Origin of the sequence: Pelosinus sp. sgz500959 (genome assembly GCF_042610375.1) — a bacterium.
In the GTDB taxonomy this organism is placed as follows: domain Bacteria; phylum Bacillota; class Negativicutes; order DSM-13327; family DSM-13327; genus CTSoil-075.
On the sequence record NZ_JBGJZL010000006.1, the window covers coordinates 88159 to 105369 of the forward strand.

Genomic DNA, 17211 nt, shown 5'->3' on the forward strand with positions numbered 1-17211 from the left:
AAATTCCATTGAGATGACCCCTGGTTTTTTTATAAAATTCCATTTTTCTTTTATTCTTTAGAACATACTATGAAAACCTACTTTTTTGATACTGTGTATTTTGCCTTTTATCTTTGTATGCTCAAGTGCATCCATGACAAGTTGGCCTTTTTCTCCAAGAATCTCCACATAAGAACATGTATCTTGAACATCAATTACACCAATATCTGATCCATTCACCCCATTCACACTGCTGATAGCTCCCAATATATCTCCTGGTCTCATTTTCGTTCTTTTTCCGGCATTAATGCGAATTCTAGTAATTTCTTGATTTAAAATTTCACTCTTATCAACCTTTACGCTTGGTGTAATTCTATGATTCTGCTCCAAAACCATCTTGCCCATTTCGTCTTTTTCAATCTTGCTAATTTCTCCTTTCGGTATTTTATATTGAATGTATTCTTCAATCTTACATAAATCTTCAAATTCATCCGAAGTAACAAGAGTCATAGCACTGCCACTATTTCCAGCCCGCCCCGTCCTACCAATACGGTGAACATAACTTTCATTATCCAGTGGCATATCATAATTAATCACAAGAGCGATATCATCAATATGAATTCCACGTGCGACGACATCAGTAGCAATTAAAAAATGAAATTCCCCTCTCTTGAAACTTTGAATGGTGCGCAATCGATCCCTTTGTTCTAATCCACCATGTAAACTTCCACACAAATAACCTTTATTTCTCATTCGTTCAAAAACTGTTTCTACCTTCTCTCTCGTATTACAAAATATAATACAACTCTCAGGCTTTGATTGATAAATTACCTGACTAATCAAATTGAATTTTTCCTGTTCTTCCACTTCATAGTAGACTTGCGTAATTTGTTCCTCCGTTGATTGTTCTGGTTCAATTTCTATTTTTATCGGATTCATCATATATTGATTGCAAATATTTTCAATTTTTTCTGGCATGGTTGCAGAAAACAACATGGTCACTCGTTTTTTAGGCAATATTTTTATAATGGATTCTACTTGTTCGATAAAACCCATATCCAGCATTTTATCGGCCTCATCAATAATCAAATACTTAATTTCTTCTAAATTGATATTTTTTCGTTCAATATGATCAAATGTTCTCCCTGGTGTACCAACAATAATATGTACCCTTTGCTTTAATTCTCGTCGTTGTAAATCCATAGGTTGCCGTCCAAATACAACCGCACATCGGATTCTTTTAAACCTTCCAATATTAGTTATATCTTGTTTTAGTTGTACAGCTAACTCCCTAGTCGGCGTTAAAACTAAAACTTGAGGACTCCTTTGTTCTAATTCTATTTTTTCACAAATTGGAATGGCAAAAGCAGCTGTCTTACCACTACCTGTCTGCGATCTTACGATCACATCCTTATCCGCGAGAATTAAAGGGATAACCTGCCCTTGGACCTCAGTCAAATTTTCATACCCTAAAGTGGTTAAGGATTTTACTATTTCTTCGCTAAAACCATATTGTTCAATATTTTTATTATCCATGATCATTAAAACCTCGTTATTTAAATTTTTTCATTTTCTTTACTATCTATGTTATTATACATATCATAACATAGAAAAACACCTACAATACGTAAGTTGTAGGTGTTTTTCCTAAAGTTGCTCTTATTCATCCATTTTTTGAAAAGATAAGTCGAAATACTTCTCCAATGACTTTCCCATAGACAGTAAAGCTTTCAATGCCATCGAGCAAACCATCCACCGTATCCGTTACATTCTCTTGTAAAGAATCTAAAGCATCATTGGTCTGATCTGCAATCGCTTTTAAACTGATCGTCAATGCATTAAGATTAATCAATGCATCAGGTAATCCTGAGATGATTTCATTAATATCATCTTTATGGGTATTGAGAATACCTAGAATATGACCAAGGACACAAAAGGTTCGATGTAAAACAACAATTAAATAGCCACTCACAACAATTAAAATCGTAAATAGAATGAAGAGCCCCAAATCATACAAGGAAATATACATAATGATTACCCCTTCTTTCTGCTAAATTTAGTAATGAGCGGTCGAGCATTCCTGCCCGACCGCTCATTCGATCTCTTGTGGAAATTTTATGCTTCAACTTCTTGTTCTTCAAGGTTTTTAGTCTTTTTTTCTTTTATTTTCTCTTTTACTTCTTCAACTTTTCCTTTAGTCTTTTCGACGATTTCTTTAGCTTTTTCTGGAAGTTCTTTAGCTGCATTGACAAGATCTTCACGATTTTCTTTACCTGATTTCGGTGCTAAAAAAACGCCAGCAACTGCTCCTAGGGTTGTCCCAATGGCAGCCCCAATTGCAACATTTTTCAATGCTTTTACCCGCACTTTCTTTTGACGATTCTTTTTACCTTTTTCAATCAAATCCATAATAGACATTCCAAGCACCTCCGATAATTTCATAAATTTTCCTATCTATATTCATTTACTTTCGACAGATCTTTACTTTTTCCTTGTCAACATTGCAAAATATTCTGCCCAATAAAAAAAGTTCTCAATTCAGCTTATAGTTCTGCTACAGCAACTAGATTACGTCCCTTCTTTTTTGCTTGATAGAGAGCCTCATCAGCTTTGGCAATCAAGCTGGCAGAAGTCATATCATTGTTAGGTACAACTGTCGCCACACCAACGCTAACCGTTACATAATCACTCACTTCAGACGTTTGATGAGTTACCATCAAAGCTTTAATATTCCTGCGTACTTTTTCTCCAACCTTCACTGCTTCACTTTGCGAAGTCACTGGCAATACGATGATAAATTCTTCTCCTCCATAACGAGCAACGAGATCACCAGCACGTTGTAATGAATCTTTTAAGGAGTTACCTACTTTTCGAAGGCACTCATCTCCTGCTAAGTGACCATAATGATCATTATATTTTTTAAAAAAATCAATATCAAGAAAAACAATGGATAATGGATTATTATTACGCAGAGCACGTCGCCATTCTTGATGAAAAGCCTGATCAAAATAATGCCGATTCGCGACACCAGTTAGGCCATCGATCAGAGATTGTTTCTCAAACATATCCCGACAATTTTTTAATTCTATGTGATTCCTAACTCGCGCTTTAAGAATCGGCGGACTAACAGGTTTAAAGATATAATCAATAGCCCCCACTTCTAATCCTTTCGTCTCATCTGCTACATTTGTCAGTGCGGATATAAAAATCACCGGAATATTTTGGGTTTGATGATCCTTTTTAAGCCTTGTACATACTTCATAGCCATCCATTCCTGGCATAATAACATCTAATAAAATCAAATCTATCTTCTGTGAAGTTACAATTTCTAAGGCTTGTCGTCCAGATGTTGCACAGAATAAATTGTAGGAATCCCCTAGTATATCTGTCATAATCTTAATGTTTAAGCGCGTATCATCTACAATAAGAACAGTGGGCTTTATCGATTTCATATCATCATCCTTCGACCATCATTCTTCTCACAAAGCTCATATTTTATATAAGAAAAGATTTGGCTTGTGCCAAGTCCTCAAACTCAGGCAGAAACCTTAGTCGTTTTTACTTGGAATCAAGAAAGTGTTATACTTTCTGATTCTGTAAAAAAACTACTTGTATTTTATATTATATATATTTTACATATTCTTCTTTAATTCTCAAAGTCCTCCTATTATGCTATATAAATTAGCCCTTCTTATCTCTTTTTACATGGTCTCTCTATAATAAAAATCTTTCTTTTTATATATATAAATATTTACCACGATTTAGAAAGGATTATGACTTAAAAAACAGAAGATAAGAAAAGACTTAGCTTGTGCCAAGTCTTCAGACGCAGGCAGAAGTTCTTACTTATAATTAAATAAAGCTAGATCTATGGAGGGATTTATGAAAATTGAGCGGCCAAAAACTGACCATCTGATTGAACAAATGGATCGATTAACTCGCCACCTAGAAGCCTTACGAATTGCTGATTATATTGAATTGTTGGAAAAACCTTGGAGGTTAATTACAACTAATTTTATTGCTGGCGTTGCGCGTGGATTGGGATTCGCCGTAGGCACAACAATTATATTCGCATTGATCGTGGAAGCTCTGCGGCGTATCATATTAATTAACATACCTGTTATCAATGATTATCTCATTGAACTTTTTCAGCTTATCAATTTAAAAAAATAATAGTTACCTTGTACAAAGGATCACAAAAATTCATTTTAGTACACGACAATGAATTTTTGTGTTTTTTTTATTTTTTAGCCATTAATTAATGAGTTGGGACAAATAACTCCTATAATGAATATGATCATTACCACTTGAGTCTATTTTCCCTCATGAACGATTCAACATCATTTTTAGGAAGGCAATAATGTAATATAGCCAGGCAATTTCCAATGCAGGTAGTTATATAAATTACGCTAATATAGTAATAGGTGATAATTCAGATAATATATATGAAAGGAGGATCGTACCCAAGAACTAGAAATACTAAAGAAAAAACAAAGAATTTAAGGAGGGTTTTATCTATGGCAACTCCGTATTTAGGAGAATTTCTTGGCGTAACAACACTCATTATTTTCGGCAACGGCGTAGTCGCAAACTCACTATTAAAAGGCTCAAAAGCAGAAGGCGCTGGCTGGCTAAATATTATTGCTGGTTGGGGTATCGCTGTTATGCTTGGGGTTTTTGTGGCAATTGCGTGTGGTGCACCACAGGCTGATCTTAATCCAGCGGTTACATTTGCCAAACTTTTAGCCGGTGTCTATGCAGTATCTGAGGCACTTATGATCATGGTGGTACAAATAGTTGGTGGTGTTCTCGGTGGTTGTATTACTTGGCTCTTCTTCCGTGGTCACTGGGAAATTACAGAAGATAAAGGGCTTAAATTAGCAGTTTTTTGTACGGGGCCTGCTATTCGAAATTATTCACAGAATTTATTTTGTGAAATCATTGCTACACTTATGTTAGTATTTCCTATTTTTGCAATTTTCTCGAAAAATGTAGGAGGAATTGCTCCTGGAGTCGGACCTTTCATGGTTGCACTTTTAGTCTTTGCATTAGGTTCTTGCCTAGGTGGTACAACTGGTTATGCATTGAATCCTGCTCGTGATCTTGGTCCTCGTATTGCCCACGCCATATGTCCGATTGCTGGTAAAGGTGATTCAGATTGGTCCTATTCATGGGTTCCAGTTGTTGGTCCTATGATCGGTGGCGGTATCGCATTTGTGTTAGCAAAAGCTGTTGCCATACTTTAATTTTTATCCCATTTAAAACATAAAGAGGGGCAGCTAGAAAATAGCTGCTCCTTTTTCTATGATCTTAGAGTCCAAAAATTCCAATTAGAAATTTCACCACGACTCCGGATACCATCCCAATAAAAGGGTCTGTAATAGCCGTTACTGCCATGGATACACCACCGACAATCATATCGCTCGTGCCAAAACCAGATTGCAAAGCCAATGTTGCATTAATGGGTACAGTCACAATAGCTCCAAGTACGATTAAAAAACCTGCAATGGATTCATTGGGTACGAATTTACCAACTTTGGGCAGAGTTTTCGTAATTAAAATAATAGCCATAATGCTCATCATGAGCACTCCCGATGCAATAGGATGTGGCGCTGCTCCTGTCGCCGAAATGATAGCTTGGACAGGTGCTCCACCAAACATGGAGGATACAATATCTGCAATACTGCTAATAATCGTTAAATGGTCCAAATTAACTTGTGCTTTTGCTAAGGTTTGCGCTGTAATATTACCAAAGGCAATATTAGCGCCCACATTTAAGGCGCTGATGCCCAGAGCACCTCGAATGACATTTTTGTTAAATACGAATTTTTGCAATATAAATTTTTCTCTCGATTCATCGATTTGGATATTTCCCATTTTATTAAAGAAAGAAGCCGCTATTGAGGATACGATGACACAAACTACAATGGTATAAACAAGTTTATCCGCGGGATTCGGTGTCATGTAATAAGTTAATAAAGCGCTAACAATTGATATTCCGCCAACAATAGGATTTCGATTTGTCATTTCCACGGCTACCCGTGCTAAAATAATCCCAACACCTGCCATCATCCCATTCGTAATGACCGGACCGATAAAATTAACGATCACAGTAAACATGCCAAGCAGGCCTACAATGAGAAGAATAACTCCTTCCAGAAATATAATGGATAATCTTTCCTGAATTGTACGCCCCATAGTACCGGCTAATGTGAGTGTCTCTGCCTGAAAAGAGATGGGAGAAACCACTCCAAGAAGACCGCAACCAACGGCTCCTACAATGAAACCAGCTGCCGTGGGAACAGAGGCAAACCCAAATGTTAATGCATATAATCCCCCAGGCAACGCGTTAATAATAACTCCTAGTGCGACTAAAAAATCTTGACTCGTCACATTCTCTCCTCCAAATCATCTATCAATTTGCTACAATTTTATAATATGAATGTAAGATACCTATGTAAAAAAACAAAGAGCATTAGAACCTACTATTTCCAATACTCTTTGCTTCAATATCTCCCTGTAAGGCAACTGCATCTTTCCACTCTTAAAACACTAAATTGCGTAATCCATTGTGTGGTGCAGGTAGTACAAGTTGATCGACTAAGAATCCATTATCTTTGATGGCAGCGCTTCCTGCACGGACAGCAGCTGTTACAGCACCTACGTCACCCGTTAGAGTAACAACAGCCTTACCACCCATCCCACGAGCGAGTCTTACTTCAAGTAATTCAATTGCTGCCGATTTTGCCGCAACATCAGCAGCGACAATCGCAGAAGCTACGGAAAAACTTTCAATCACACCTAAAGACTTTAATTCTTTTACTTCTGTACAACCTGATAGAGCGGGAAATACACTATCATGTATGTTCGGAAGGACAAATTCATCCACCACGTTCTCACAACCACCCGCTGCTGTTCCACTTCGAATGGAACTTTGCACAGCACCTACATCTCCTGCCACCATCACCACATACTTGCCAGGACACATGGCTTGAGCCATTACGATTTCTACATTAGCAGCTTTAAGCATCGCATCTGCCGCAATGATACCTCTTGTAATATTTTTAAGTTCCAATAAGCCAATCGCACGTTTCATCTTGACCTTACCCCCTGTTGTCTTAAACCAGTCGTATACTGATGCTATGATCTACTGAAAGAATTTGTCCTGAAATACTGGCATGCAAATTAGCAGATACAACTGCGCCTTCAGGAATGCTTCCAATCAAATCACCTTTTTTAACATAATCGCCTACTTTCACAATTGCTTTCGCTGGGGCACCTATGTGCTGAGAAAGAGGCAATCTAACTTCCTTGGCAATCACTTCTTCTGTACTTAAGGGTGCTTTGACGTCATATTGGGTCAAACCTAAGCGTGCAGTTAACCGTTTGGTTGGAATCAAATGATACTCACGGTTAAAGCGCACCTTTTCTGGTTTATTATGATGAGTATTCTTGATTCCTGCTTTAGCAAACTGCTTTTTTAGTTCCCCATTCACGCGGCGTGGTGATAATCCCATCGTACAAGCAAAGGTGTCACATGCACCACATTCAGAGCATAATAAGGCCTGGGATAACACTTCTGAATCATTCGCCTGTCCCCGACCAATGGCCTGCATAATGCGATGTGGCTGCAGACTATGTCCAAGCAAATGTCGCGGACATGCTTCTGTACACGCTAAACAGTTACAGCATACTGCTTTGGCTCGGTTGGCAATCATTTGCCATGTGGTATTTCTCTGTGTAACCAAGGAATGGTCTACGGGTAGAACAAGAATTCCACCTGTCGTTTTAGTCACTGGTGCATCGGCTTCGATGAGTTTTCCCATCATGGGTCCACCATCAATCACCGCATAAGGTCTAACGAGTGCGCCACCTGCTAACTGGATTAATTCTTCCACTTTCATACCAATAGGTACTTTGAGCGTCACAGGTTTACTGACTGCACCACCAACGGTCACATATTTATCTGTCACAGGTTTCCCTTCAAGGGCATTAGCAACATTGACTAAAGTTTCTACATTGGCAACAACGACGCCAACATGAAGAGGGATGCCACCTTCTGGTACGATTCGACCTGTTACTTCATGTACAAGAACTTGTTCGTCCCCTGCTGGGTAAATATCGGGCAAGAAAAAGAGTTCTATTTCTTGTCCACCTATGGATTTTAGCGCTATTTGCAACTGAGTAATTGCATCTGCATATTTTCGTTTTAAACCAATATAGCCACGCTGTGCTCCTGTAGCGAGCATGACTGTTTTTAATCCTAATACCATCTTCATACTTTCGCTAGCCATAATGTGCTGATGAGCTCTGAGTAATGGCTCACACTCAGCACCATTTACAATCACAATCTCTACTTTTGCATCTATTTTAATGTGGGTGGGAAAGCCAGCACCGCCAGCTCCCACCACACCTGCCGCTTTTACCGCAGCGACAATCTCGTCACGCATGTCTACCGACTCCCTACCTATCCAATTTCATACACTTAAATAATAGAAAATGCCTCAACAAGAACGCAACGTCTTTGGCGAGTAAAACTACGTGGTGAGGTTAATCCTTCGCCAGTCGGTCCTGCAATGGTAAATGTGATAAATCCTTCTCCACCTACACCAATTCCGGCATAAGAAGGAGCATTTTTCACAAAAATTGTTGTTTCAATTGCTTTTGCATACTTCGTCATGTTTTCAACATTCTTTGAATGCATAATGGCGGTATGACGATTACCATGTTCAACTTTGACAGCCAGCGCAATGGCTTCATCAATATCTTTCACTTGGACGATTGGCAATACAGGCATCATCAATTCTTCCATCACAAAAGGATGATCAGGACCTGTTTCACAAATCACAACACGAATGCTATCTGGAACATCAATACCAATTTTGCTTAAGATATATTTTGCATCTTTACCCACATAATCTTTATTAATCCCATAGACTTTCTTTATTTTTTCAGTGCAACCTTCAGCTATCTTTTCTTCTTTACTTGTCATGATGACATCCATAAGACGACCAATCGTAGCGCCTGAAATAAGATATGCCCCATATTTTTGCATGTAAGTAATGAGTTCATCGCCAATGGAACCGACAGCAATGACTTCTTTCTCAGCAATACAAGGTAAGTTATTATCAAAAGAACAACCAGCAATAATATCACGAGCTGCTTTTTCGATATTTGCAGTCTCATCAACAATCGCTGGTGGATTACCTGCACCTGCGCCAATTGCCTTCTTACCAGAAGATAAAACGGCCTTAACAACGCCAGGTCCACCTGTCGCAACTAACATATTGATGCCTGGATGTTTCATCATCTCATTGGCAGCTTTAATGGAAGGCTCAGCTACAGATGTTAATAAATTAGCAGGGCCACCCACTTTTACAACGGCCTCATTTAACAGTGTAATAATTTTAATCGACGTATTTTTAGCTGTAGGATGAGGACTAAAAAATACGGTATTACCGGCGGCAATCATACCAATCCCATTACAAATCACTGTTTCTGTCGGATTTGTTGTGGGGGTAATGGCACCAATAACACCATAAGGACCCATTTCAATTAAAGTAAGACCGCAGTCTCCACTCCAAGCTTTTGTTTCTAAATCTTCTGTTCCAGGAGTTTTAATGGCAGCCATCTGATTTTTAATAATTTTATCAGATACACGTCCCATACCAGATTCTGAGACTGCCATCTCAGCCAATATGGTAGCATTTTCATAAGCTACATCGCGCATAGCCTGAACAAATGATTCTCTTTTCTCAATAGAAAAGGTCCGTAATTCCTTATAGGCAACCCGTGCAGCAGCTACAGCTTCATCCACAGTATTAAAAATCCCACTCTTATTTTCACAAGGTTGTGTAGCTTTGTCTTGCATTTGGGCCAAAATTTCTGATGTTATTTTTGCAATTAATGCTTGATCTATACTCATAATTTCTCCTCCTCCCAGTGCAGGCTGCTATTTGCAAGCAGCCAAACCGGCTTTAGCAACAGTCATATCTTCATCAACTGAACCACCACTCACGCCAAAACCACCGATCATGATTCCATCTTCTACAATTGGAAATCCACCACCAAAAACCACAAGCCTACCGCCATCTGTCGTATTAAGTCCAAATAAGGGCTGCCCTGGTCCTGCGACTGCCGCAGCTTCATTTGTTGATATTTTCAGTGCAACAGCCGTGTATGCTTTATCAAGAGAAATCGAAATACTCGCCAATAATGATCCATCCATCCGATGCTGAGCTACTAAATTTCCTCCCATGTCAACAACAGCAATGACCATGGGCACTCCAATTTCTAAAGCCTTTTTCTCTGCAGCCTCAATCATTATTTTTGCTTTACTTAACACACTATCATACTCCTTATTTATGCCTTCTTGTGTTTGACCTTGTAATACTGACAGAACCTTACTTTTAATGATTACAATCAGTTCTTCTTGTTCTACACACCTGGCTAATACAAATAATAAGTCAGAAAGTCGATTTAAATAAAGTGATACAGGCACTGTAACTTCTTCTGTTCTTTTGAGTTTCACCACACAGCGTTCTGTACGCCGTACCATGGTCCGCGCCAGATCAAGAGCCGCACTGGCTGTACATGCTCCTGGGATGACAAAATAGTGTTGTGGAATGCGCTTTTGCTCCAATGAATCAATGATTGACTCTAATTCAGCAACATGCTGCTGAGTAATATGATAATTAGCTTCTATTAAATGCTCTGTCGCTAAATCTGCATTTAAAGCAATTAATTCGACTTGGACTTTCTGCACTATATCAACGGCCCATGACTGGCGAATCAAAGATTTTGCCAGACCCATTGCAGCACTTGCTTCATCAACAGTCCCATAGGCTTCAACTCGTAAATGATCTTTAAATACCCGCTCTTTACTAAATAAGCTGGTTTGACCTTGATCTCCAGTTTTCGTATACACTTTCATCTCTATTACTCCTCGAGCAAATCTTTATTTAACTCGATATTATCGATAATGCCGATAATAGCGGCATCTACAGCCGCGTGGGGTTTGCCAATCAAATGCCGAGCAGAACTGCCCTCAACAACGAGGACAGTCTCACCTGTACCAGCACCGATGGTGTCGACAGCAACAACAGGAGTTCGGGTTTGATTTTGATAAAATTTCATAGGTTGCACAAATAGCAATTTACTACCAATCAGACTATCATCCTTTGGCGTTGCTACTAATGTACCGACTACCTTTCCTACCCACATATGATCATTCCTTTCATTCCTGCTGTTACCAACTAACTAAGTTCCTGCACAATTTCGATACCATATTCCCGAGCAACATCCCTTGCTAGGGGAGTAATGATCGAACCTTTAGGAGTTGTAATACTCTTAAGACCATTACTTGCAGCAACTTTTATTGTTTCAGCATCCAATATACTTTTTTTGCCTCGAGTACTCCTCGGAGGTTCACTTGGTTGACTGGAAGAGGCTTTTTTCGCCATGCGATCAATTATCTTTTGACTGCCAGCTGCTAAGCCATCCACATGTACCAATTCAATGCCATAACCTTCGATTTTTTTCAAATTTTGTCGTAATGACTCAGAAAGAGCTGGGGAACATTTTCCCATATCTTTCTGTATGCGCCAACCATCTTGAGGATCAGCTGCATTCATGGCTGCGAGTATGGGCTTACCCAGCATTAGCCCCTGCATAATCAACGTTGAAGCTAAGGTATCCGATAAGGTATAAGCCAGCTTCGCTGCCGTATTTTGCGTCAATACGGGCACAAGAACAAAATCTGCGTCTCTGAGCAACTTACTAGGATAAGGAGAATGGGTAGTAACTAGGTTGATGTTACTACCCAGATGCTCTTTAATTCGATCAATGCCTATAATTTTTTCAGCTGCCGCTGAAAGAACGACGCTCACTTCAATATGTAAGTCTTGAATTTTTTGTAGTTCAAGAAAACTCTGTTCAAGTCCAATCGTTCCCCCAGTAAAGATAGCCAAAGCCTTCTTACACGGAATGATTGATTCTTCTTTAGCCGTTGAAGGTTCTAGCCCAAGCTTACGCATAACCTCAGCGGTTACTAATTGTACCAATTGCTCATGATCCATGCTATCCCTCCTTGCACTGTGACAATCTAACCAGATCGCCATTCTTCAGTCCAACGGCATTGGCCTCATCGGTATCAATATGAAATTCTAAGCAAAAACTAGGATGCACACGCACCAATACATTCTTGAAAATACAACCTCGTGAACCGTCAGTCTCAACCATAACACGGCTACTATCAGAAACACCAAAACGGCGAGCCTCATCCGTACTCATATGGATATGCCGACTGGCACAAATCACTCCGTCTTGCAGAGTAATAGCACCGCAAGGCCCCACAACAACGATACCAGCTGACTGCTCAATATCTCCTGAATCACGAAGGGGTGGGTTAATGCCTAAACTAAAACCGTCAGTACGTGAAATTTCAATTTGTGTAAATTGGCGTAAGGGTCCTAAAACCCGCACGCCCTGAATTACGCCTTTTGGTCCTACAAGAGTAACGGTTTCTGCAGCGGCAAATTCACCTGTTTGTTTCAAATCTTTTTTGCGAGTCAGACCATGGTCCCATCCAAACAATTTTTCACAATCACTAGCACAAAGGTGGATATGTCGATTGGATATACCAACAGGAATACCCTTTTCCACTCCCTCTTCTACTGATAATTTTGATAAAACGGCTACGACTTTCGCTACAATCTGATTCAGCATTGTCTGATCCATTATCTCACCTCATTTGGACACTCTATATACTGAGAGTTATTCTAACCCCTCAACCTTTGGAAGGATTTTTTCAATGTCAGTATGCGGACGTGGAATAACATGAACTGAAATGAGTTCACCAACACGTTGAGCAGCTGCAGCACCAGTATCTGTGGCTGCCTTTACGGCTCCAACATCTCCTCGTACCAATACAGTGACCAAACCAGATCCTATTTTTTCATAACCAACAAGTGTAACGTTAGCTGCCTTAACCATAGCATCTGCAGCCTCAATGGCTCCTATCAAACCTTTTGTTTCTACCATTCCTAAAGCTTCTCCGCGCATATTGATTCCGCCTCCCTATTATTTTTTAGTTATTTTTTCCATAATAAATGCAAGTGACTTTAGGGTCACCTTTTTTTCGGTGACAAGCAGGGTCATTACAAAGATTGCAAAGATCAGCCGGTTGTTTTTCTGGTTGATCGGCTACAATCACGTCATCCCCCTCTGAGTTTTCATGATTTATTTCACTGATGGAAGTTTCAATCACCTGTTCTTCACAGTGATCTTCGTCCTCAATCTGAACTTCAGGTTCTTCCTCATTTTGAGGATGACTCTGAAATTCAGTCTGAACCGCATCAGCTTCCTCAACCATTTCATGCTCACTCTCAGTCACTTGACTTTCAGCAACCACTATTGGCGTTGGCTCTTTTTTTATCCCTAAGGTTTCTTTTGATTCTAAAATACACGATAATTGCTGATGCGGTCTTGGTATCACATGAGTTGACAATACCTTATTGACTTTACTCGCTGCCATACTTCCAGCCTCTACGCCGGCTTTAACTGCACCTACATCACCGCATAGTTTGATTAGAACCAGTCCGCCACCTTTTGTTAATTCATAGCCAATAATTTCAATATTAGCGGCTTTAACTGCCGCATCCGCTGCTTCCAGCGCCGCAGCAAGTCCTACGACTTCAATAAGACCTAATGAGTTTTTGACCATGCTTTCACCTCCCCATGGCCTTGCCCAGTTTCCTGAAGGACTTTTTGCACAATACTCCAGACCAAATGATACAAAGCACTTGAATCTTCACACTGGGGATCTATTTTTTCTTCTGATTGTTCCTTTTGCTCCTTAAAAGGAATTCCTTTGACCAAACGTGCAGCATTATAACCGAATTTCCGCCAGTCTGTTGGTGTACCAGGAGTCGTTAGTAGGAATAATGGTTCTTTTGCAGGTAGCTTGTCATATTGAATCGACAAGCCATCTTGCCCAATGCCAACTCCGACTCCAAGCTTTGAAGCAGAGGCTGCTTGATAAGCAAGAACAATGACATCATTTTCATTACTCTGCATAATCGAGCAAGGTATCCCCTCTTCTTCCATACCAGCTTGTACTTCTCGTATTTTTCGCTCATAACCGGGATGACTATAGAAATAAATTACGATACAAGGTTTTATCTGATCTGGTAGCATCTCATTCACGCCTCTCCGTTAAGATAAGACAGTACCAATCCAGTAGCGACCGCATTTCGCGGACCTTCTGATCCTCGAATATTTCCTCGCCCGCAGACAATTCCATATTCAGCTAGTGCATCAGTCACCATATCCGCTACTTCAAAGTCCAAAGCAGATCCTCCCACTAATACAACAAAATCAATATGACGAATATTGCCTGTTGGTGCCACACGAGCAAGGGAACGAAGTGAATTGGTTACAAATACCCGTTTCTTAGCTTCTCTGCGCACATGACGAATCTTATCCAAGGTATGAGCAGTTGGAATGGGAACCATATCATCTTCTTTTAGAATGACCACGCGAGAAAAAACTTGAGGTGAAAGATGATTCTCATAAAACCGTACTGTCCCATCCTCAAGCCGGATATGAAATAAACTTTCAACCTTAGCAAGAGGATATTTCTTGATGTCTTCTGACAAATCAAAATCATTGAGTCCTAGTTCCGAATTAATGAGCATGGTGACCATATCGCCAGCGCCTGCTAAATGGATCGATAGCACTCTCTCATCTCTGGTAACGATCGCAGCATCTGTCGATCCACCACCCATATCAAGAATAGCTAATGGTTTATCTGTACCTGGTGTGGTCAGTGCCCCATTGATCGCCATATTCGCCTCGACACCTGCAATCACAACTTTGACGCCTAGATCCTCAGTTAATTTTTTTGCAATTTGTTGCATAGGCAAACGACTTGTTTTGACCATTGCGGCCAAAGCCACTGCATTTTCCAATGCAAATTCTCCTGCCAAACCGCCTTGTACTTTTTGCGGTACAAAAGTGTCAACAGCCAGAATATCTTGTATTTTCATATCGATAAGAGGCTGCTCGGTCAATTCACTCATGACCTGACGAACTCTTTCAAGCATGCCGCTCACGTGCGTTCCTGCTTCGCCCTGAACATCAAGAACAGGTTGTACCCGTTCTACAGTTTCCATGATTGTCGCTGCTCCTGCATCAACATCAATATCAGCCTTACCTTTTTGTCCAAAGATCGTGATGAATCCAGCTGGAATGGTCCTTGCTTTTACATCACCTTGAGGTGTCCGTACCACAACGGCCGAACGATTTCCAATCAGTGCTCGGGCAATCGGTACAACCATCTTTGTTTCATCCGATGATAAAGCAAATACGGTGGCAATGCCATATGGATTTGATAATGTTTTAATGGTTTGCCCAGCCTCTGCTACTTCCACTGCCGCAAGCATACCAATAGGAACCTTATCGATTAAAGTAACCTCATCAACGACGGGTATGACTCTTTTTAACCGATTGGCGATCAGCACTGCATCATCTTGACGCACAATAGCTGCCTGAAGATCAACACCTCTATGAATTGCTGAATTCAGAGCATTTGCGGCATCCTCAAAATCAATGTTTTGAGGAATGACGCAAATAATCTTTTCTCCTGGCGTAATGTTAGTCAACTGACTGAATGGTACTGTTATTCCGACCCCGAGCCCCACTCCCCCTGGCGTAGATGGATTATGGCCAATCATCGTTGATTCCGTAATAATGGTTTCAGTGATGGTTTCCATAGCCAAATCACCAATGACTGGTGTTGCTTCGTTTAACCGTATTTCAGTCAGATCAGTCATGGTAAGTCCTGATTTTTTCAGTGCCTGCTCCAATGCAATCAAAATTCCTGGTACATTAGCCGTTGTACCCTTTATACCTGTTGTCTTGACAATACTACTCGATAAAAACCGAGTAATTTTTGAGGCATTAACTTCTGCTAAGCAAACTTCTGTGGTGGAATTTCCAATGTCCACCCCCGCCAGTATCGACATGATCTTACTCCGCTCTGAGACGATTTCTACGTTCGTAAACCTCTGCAGCTTCAATGACGAAAGCAGCATTGATTTTAGCGTTGTATTTAGTCTCCATTTCTTCAGCAATGGCTAATAATTCTTGCTTAGTTGAACGATAAGGACGTAAGGCATTATAAATTTCCAAAATACGAGCATCTGGAATTGCAGTCAATTCAGCTGCACGACGTAAATTATTGGCAAACTGAGTCCGACCAACACCATCAGCAATTTCAGCCTGCATTCTCAATGTTTCAGGAGCAATACTAACATCTTTAGGAACAACATCACCACTGAGTACCTTCTCTAGCGTAATGTCTGACAAGGTTTTCCCTGTAGGAGTCTTGATCAGTTCTGGTCTTTTTGCTGACAGAGGATAATCCTGATCTGGTTTTAAGCCTTTTGTGGCCACAGCTTGCGCAGTTTGCGCTGGAGCTGCTGCACCAGGCGCTTGACTCATTGATTTTAAAACTTCACGAATAATATCTTCTAACATTTTTTCTTGGGACATTTCAATTCACCTCCATTTAATTAAAATTGTACGTCGATCTCAACTGGTTTAGCACCTGGAACCACATGTTCTGTTTCTTTAATATGAAGTACAGCAGCTTTAGCCTGGAATTTAGGCCGTGCCATCTGATCATTTTTAGTTGGTACTGGAGTAGGAGATTCTCCTTTAGCGTACTTCGCAGCATTACGACCAATCGCTCTAAATGCTGGTAAGTCTAGGAGTGGAGATTGAGAAAAGAGTTCTAGATTGCTAAGTGGTGGTAAACCTTTTTGATGGATAACAGCCGTACCTCTAGACTGTATGCCAATGGCAATTCCCGATCCACTAATTTTTGTCGCATCATGAGCAGCAAAAGCCACATCAGAAGTACGAAGTACTCGTATGACTCTGGCTTTGATCCCTTCTTCTTCAATACCAGCAATCATTTCACGTAACACATCACTGTGAGGAACATTCACGATGGTTTTATTTTGATATTTTGCAAAAGCTGGCGCCAAAGCGATAATGACTTCATCGGCTCTTGTTCCCGTACGAGCTTCACCTTTTTCTACTAAAGTCATAGGACGTCCTGTAACTACTGCAGCCTTTGGTTTTGATGGTTGTTCCATCCCTTGAACGACTTGCATAACAATTTCACGAATCATTTGCTCATTAATTTCCATTACAATACACCTCTCT

General features: G+C 40.2%; 20 protein-coding genes. 2 read left to right on the forward strand and 18 right to left on the reverse strand.

The window, feature by feature from the left end; genetic code table 11:
- Nucleotides 1-57 precede the first annotated feature (57 nt).
- The 4 genes from ACAN52_RS10985 to ACAN52_RS11000 form a co-directional block, all read right to left on the reverse strand.
- Complete coding sequence (locus tag ACAN52_RS10985) at nucleotides 58-1515, reverse strand: DEAD/DEAH box helicase (protein ID WP_378954809.1); 1458 nt, start codon at nucleotides 1513-1515, stop codon at nucleotides 58-60.
- 127 nt (nucleotides 1516-1642) lie between these two features.
- A complete protein-coding gene (locus tag ACAN52_RS10990) occupies nucleotides 1643-2008 on the reverse strand; it encodes a hypothetical protein (protein WP_378954810.1) in 366 nt (121 codons plus the stop codon).
- Between the two features lie 86 nt (nucleotides 2009-2094).
- Complete coding sequence (locus ACAN52_RS10995; protein WP_378954811.1) at nucleotides 2095-2397, reverse strand: YtxH domain-containing protein; 303 nt, start codon at nucleotides 2395-2397, stop codon at nucleotides 2095-2097.
- A 125-nt stretch (nucleotides 2398-2522) separates the two neighbouring features.
- Nucleotides 2523-3431 (reverse strand): diguanylate cyclase, encoded by a 909-nt coding sequence (locus tag ACAN52_RS11000; RefSeq protein ID WP_378954812.1) that lies wholly within the window; start codon nucleotides 3429-3431, stop codon nucleotides 2523-2525.
- A gap of 430 nt (nucleotides 3432-3861) precedes the next feature.
- Between ACAN52_RS11000 and ACAN52_RS11005 the strand changes: the two genes are divergently transcribed.
- Nucleotides 3862-4152 carry a DUF5665 domain-containing protein gene (locus ACAN52_RS11005; RefSeq protein ID WP_378954813.1) on the forward strand — a complete coding sequence of 97 codons (291 nt, stop codon included), beginning with the start codon at nucleotides 3862-3864 and terminating at the stop codon, nucleotides 4150-4152.
- Nucleotides 4153-4496: 344 nt separating this feature from the next.
- Nucleotides 4497-5225 carry an MIP/aquaporin family protein gene (locus ACAN52_RS11010; RefSeq protein ID WP_378954814.1) on the forward strand — a complete coding sequence of 243 codons (729 nt, stop codon included), beginning with the start codon at nucleotides 4497-4499 and terminating at the stop codon, nucleotides 5223-5225.
- A 64-nt stretch (nucleotides 5226-5289) separates the two neighbouring features.
- Here ACAN52_RS11010 and ACAN52_RS11015 read toward each other — a convergent pair whose 3' ends face one another.
- The 14 genes from ACAN52_RS11015 to ACAN52_RS11080 all read right to left on the reverse strand — a co-directional run bounded on the left by ACAN52_RS11015 (nucleotide 5290) and on the right by ACAN52_RS11080 (nucleotide 17195).
- On the reverse strand, nucleotides 5290-6372 hold the full coding sequence (locus tag ACAN52_RS11015) for a hypothetical protein (protein WP_378954815.1): 1083 nt from the start codon (nucleotides 6370-6372) through the stop codon (nucleotides 5290-5292).
- Nucleotides 6373-6523: 151 nt separating this feature from the next.
- Nucleotides 6524-7075: a BMC domain-containing protein gene (locus ACAN52_RS11020; RefSeq protein WP_378954816.1), complete on the reverse strand. Its 552-nt coding sequence runs from the start codon at nucleotides 7073-7075 to the stop codon at nucleotides 6524-6526.
- A 22-nt stretch (nucleotides 7076-7097) separates the two neighbouring features.
- Nucleotides 7098-8429: an SLBB domain-containing protein gene (locus ACAN52_RS11025; protein ID WP_378954817.1), complete on the reverse strand. Its 1332-nt coding sequence runs from the start codon at nucleotides 8427-8429 to the stop codon at nucleotides 7098-7100.
- Between the two features lie 35 nt (nucleotides 8430-8464).
- Nucleotides 8465-9904, reverse strand: a complete 1440-nt coding sequence (locus tag ACAN52_RS11030) for an aldehyde dehydrogenase family protein (RefSeq protein WP_378954818.1) — start codon at nucleotides 9902-9904, stop codon at nucleotides 8465-8467.
- Between the two features lie 27 nt (nucleotides 9905-9931).
- Nucleotides 9932-10912 carry a cob(I)yrinic acid a,c-diamide adenosyltransferase gene (locus ACAN52_RS11035; RefSeq protein WP_378954819.1) on the reverse strand — a complete coding sequence of 327 codons (981 nt, stop codon included), beginning with the start codon at nucleotides 10910-10912 and terminating at the stop codon, nucleotides 9932-9934.
- 5 nt (nucleotides 10913-10917) lie between these two features.
- Nucleotides 10918-11202, reverse strand: a complete 285-nt coding sequence (locus ACAN52_RS11040) for a EutN/CcmL family microcompartment protein (protein ID WP_378954820.1) — start codon at nucleotides 11200-11202, stop codon at nucleotides 10918-10920.
- Nucleotides 11203-11234: 32 nt separating this feature from the next.
- On the reverse strand, nucleotides 11235-12056 hold the full coding sequence (locus ACAN52_RS11045; protein WP_378954821.1) for a flavoprotein: 822 nt from the start codon (nucleotides 12054-12056) through the stop codon (nucleotides 11235-11237).
- A 1-nt stretch (nucleotide 12057) separates the two neighbouring features.
- The gene (gene pduL, locus ACAN52_RS11050; protein ID WP_378954823.1) at nucleotides 12058-12717 is read right to left on the reverse strand and encodes a phosphate propanoyltransferase; all 660 of its coding nucleotides are present in this window, start codon (nucleotides 12715-12717) and stop codon (nucleotides 12058-12060) included.
- 36 nt (nucleotides 12718-12753) lie between these two features.
- Nucleotides 12754-13041, reverse strand: coding sequence for an ethanolamine utilization microcompartment protein EutM (gene eutM, locus ACAN52_RS11055; protein WP_378954825.1), 288 nt, complete (start codon nucleotides 13039-13041; stop codon nucleotides 12754-12756).
- Nucleotides 13042-13066: 25 nt separating this feature from the next.
- Nucleotides 13067-13702 (reverse strand): BMC domain-containing protein, encoded by a 636-nt coding sequence (locus tag ACAN52_RS11060; RefSeq protein WP_378954827.1) that lies wholly within the window; start codon nucleotides 13700-13702, stop codon nucleotides 13067-13069.
- Nucleotides 13684-14175, reverse strand: a complete 492-nt coding sequence (locus ACAN52_RS11065; RefSeq protein ID WP_378954829.1) for a glycerol dehydratase reactivase beta/small subunit family protein — start codon at nucleotides 14173-14175, stop codon at nucleotides 13684-13686. Before ACAN52_RS11065 ends, ACAN52_RS11060 begins: the two co-directional genes overlap by 19 nt.
- A 5-nt stretch (nucleotides 14176-14180) precedes the next feature.
- Nucleotides 14181-16004, reverse strand: a complete 1824-nt coding sequence (locus ACAN52_RS11070; RefSeq protein WP_378954830.1) for a diol dehydratase reactivase subunit alpha — start codon at nucleotides 16002-16004, stop codon at nucleotides 14181-14183.
- Nucleotides 16005-16008: 4 nt separating this feature from the next.
- Nucleotides 16009-16533, reverse strand: coding sequence for a diol dehydratase small subunit (locus ACAN52_RS11075; RefSeq protein ID WP_378954831.1), 525 nt, complete (start codon nucleotides 16531-16533; stop codon nucleotides 16009-16011).
- 20 nt (nucleotides 16534-16553) lie between these two features.
- Nucleotides 16554-17195 carry a propanediol/glycerol family dehydratase medium subunit gene (locus tag ACAN52_RS11080; protein WP_378954832.1) on the reverse strand — a complete coding sequence of 214 codons (642 nt, stop codon included), beginning with the start codon at nucleotides 17193-17195 and terminating at the stop codon, nucleotides 16554-16556.
- Between the last annotated feature and the right edge of the window lie 16 nt (nucleotides 17196-17211).